At 42.6% G+C, this 2446-nt stretch carries 4 protein-coding genes; 3 read left to right on the forward strand and 1 reads right to left on the reverse strand.

What is annotated here, in order from left to right; genetic code table 11:
* A partial coding sequence (locus M72_RS13215) for a helix-turn-helix domain-containing protein (protein WP_141652746.1) occupies positions 1-413 on the reverse strand: 413 nt, incomplete at its 3' end.
* 171 nt (positions 414-584) lie between these two features.
* Here M72_RS13215 and M72_RS13220 point away from each other — a divergent pair.
* The 3 genes from M72_RS13220 to M72_RS13230 form a co-directional block, all read left to right on the forward strand.
* Positions 585-815 (forward strand): helix-turn-helix domain-containing protein, encoded by a 231-nt coding sequence (locus M72_RS13220; protein ID WP_004843519.1) that lies wholly within the window; start codon positions 585-587, stop codon positions 813-815.
* A gap of 140 nt (positions 816-955) precedes the next feature.
* Complete coding sequence (locus M72_RS13225; protein ID WP_004843520.1) at positions 956-1270, forward strand: hypothetical protein; 315 nt, start codon at positions 956-958, stop codon at positions 1268-1270.
* A gap of 325 nt (positions 1271-1595) precedes the next feature.
* The coding region (locus tag M72_RS13230) for a MobA/MobL family protein (RefSeq protein WP_141652747.1) at positions 1596-2446 on the forward strand (851 nt) is incomplete at its 3' end.

Here is a 2446-nt window from a genome sequence, read left to right on the forward strand (position 1 = left end):
CCCTTGAAGTTTTTGCAGGCGAACTGGAAGGAATCCAAAAACAGACCATATTGTTTTAACATCAGCAGTAATAAATCTTTTGAAAAAGCATCTTCTTCTTTGGTAAGGGCAAGCGGTAACTGTTCCAGAATATCTCCCATCGCATCACGAATCTGTAACTCTCTCTTATCCGTAATGTCGGTTTCATATTCATCTGTTTCCCCTTTGAGCCATTCCACAGATACATGGAGTGCTTCCGAAAGACCTTCCAGCACCATTTTTTTCGTATTGTCAATCGAACCATTCTCATAACGCAGGATTGTAGAAGCGGTAACACCCATCTTTTCTGCGACATAAGGCTGTGTCAGATTCAATTCCAGACGGCGCTGTTTTACTCTGCTGCCTATCAGCTTGCGTAGTTCTTTATCTTTCATGCTGACTGCCTCCTTTTTCGGTATGTATGAATTATAGCATTGTTTTTCTATAATTGCAATATGCAATATAATATTTGTTTTTAATATTTCGTAACGCTTGACAAAAAGATGTGAAAAGGATATACTTACATCACAAGAATTGCATAATGCAATTTATAAGGAGGTGATTATATGACGCAAAGAAAAATTGCATTATCCATCGAAGAAGCTGCTGACTATACGGGAATCGGCAGAAACACCTTAAGACAGCTTGTAGAATGGAAGAAACTTCCAGTATTAAAGGTTGGTCGCAAAGTCCTGATTAAAACCGATATTCTGGAAATGTTTATGGAAGCTAATGAAGGTCGTGATTTGAGGGATAGAGGAAATGTAAAAGCCGTAACAAGAACTGCGGCAAATTAAAAAGGCGGCTTCCCAAGAAACCGCCAAAGGTTCTATCAGACCGAAGCCATGATATACCTACACGCAAGAAGATTATACCATGTGCTTCTTCTGATACGCAACCGAGAACTTATGTTTGTAAAAGAAAGGGGAATGTAATCATGGCAAAATCAACAAAAAGTTATGAAGAACGAATGCTTGAAATGGAAAAGAAGGAACAGGAAAGCCTTGAAAAAGCAAAACGATATGCAGTACAGAAGAAAGAACTTCTGAAACGAAAGAAAGCCGAAGAAAGTAAAAAACGAACCCATAGGCTCTGTCAGGTTGGCGGTGCGGTGGAATCCGTTCTCGGTGCGCCTATTGAGGAAGAGGACATCCCAAAGCTGATTGGTTTTCTGAAAAAGCAGGAAGCCAATGGGAAATTTTTTTCAAAGGCAATGCAGAAAGAAACAAATACCGATATGGAGGAAGTGTAATGGCGGGGGATGAGTTTTTCATTCCCTTCATTGCTTTTTCATGAAGGGCGCACTTATGGACAACCAGAGGTCGTCCCAATAAGTTTGCCACAAGTGGCAACCGGTCTTCGCTCACGCTTGCCGGGCTCGTTCCGTCGGCGGGGCTTTCAGCCAGACCTGCTCATGCCGCAGGAGGCACTCTTCGCCAGAGAGGCGCATTCCATGCAGGCTGCTATGCGCAGGGCACTCTTACGCAGAGGGCGTTCCGGCAATACTGCTTTTTCTAAAACTGAAAGCAATGTTGCCGGAAATCTATGCCGGATGTGCAGAAAGGAGGAATCCAGACATGGCGATTTTTCATTACACAGTCAAAATAGTCGGACGAAGTAAAGGGAAATCTGTTATCTCCGCTTCCGCATATCTCAATGGGGATGTGATGAAAAACGAGGAAACCGGGAGAATCAGTTATTACACTTCTAAAAAAGAAGTGGTCTACACCAGTCTGATGATGTGCGAAAACGCACCTCCTGAATGGCAGATAGTACCAGAAGAAAATATAAAACGCTTTCAAAAATCTGTCCGATACAAAAGGTCAGAAGATAAAGAAGCTGCTTTAGAAAAATTTAAAATCACATTTCAGAAACAACGGTTATGGAATGAGGTATTGAAGATTGAAAAAAGTGCAGATGCCCAACTTGGCAGGTCATTTGAATTTGCCCTCCCCAAAGAATGGAGCAGACAGGAACAGATTCAATATACAGCCGACTATATCAAAAAAACATTTGTGGATAAGGGAATGTGTGCTGATTGGAGTATCCACGACAAAGGGGATGGCAATCCTCATGTCCATCTGCTTCTGACAATGCGCCCTTTTAACCCGGATCATTCTTGGGGGAAGAAAGAAGTCAAAGATTGGGGTTTTGTCAGAGATAAAAGCGGAAATATCGTGATTGATGAATCCCATCCGAACTGGTGGCAGGATAAGAAAAACCCTGACCGTCATGGAATCCGTATCCCTGTATTAGATGAAAACGGAATCCAGAAGATTGGTGCAAGAAACCGCCTGCAATGGAAACGGGTACTGACCGATGCTACGGGATGGAACAATCCAAAAAACTGTGAACTGTGGCGGAGCGAGTGGGCAAAGGTGTGTAATGAACATCTGCCTTTGCATAATCAGGTCGATCACCGTTCTTA

Origin of the sequence: Roseburia faecis (assembly GCF_001406815.1) — a bacterium.
GTDB lineage: Bacteria > Bacillota > Clostridia > Lachnospirales > Lachnospiraceae > Roseburia > Roseburia faecis.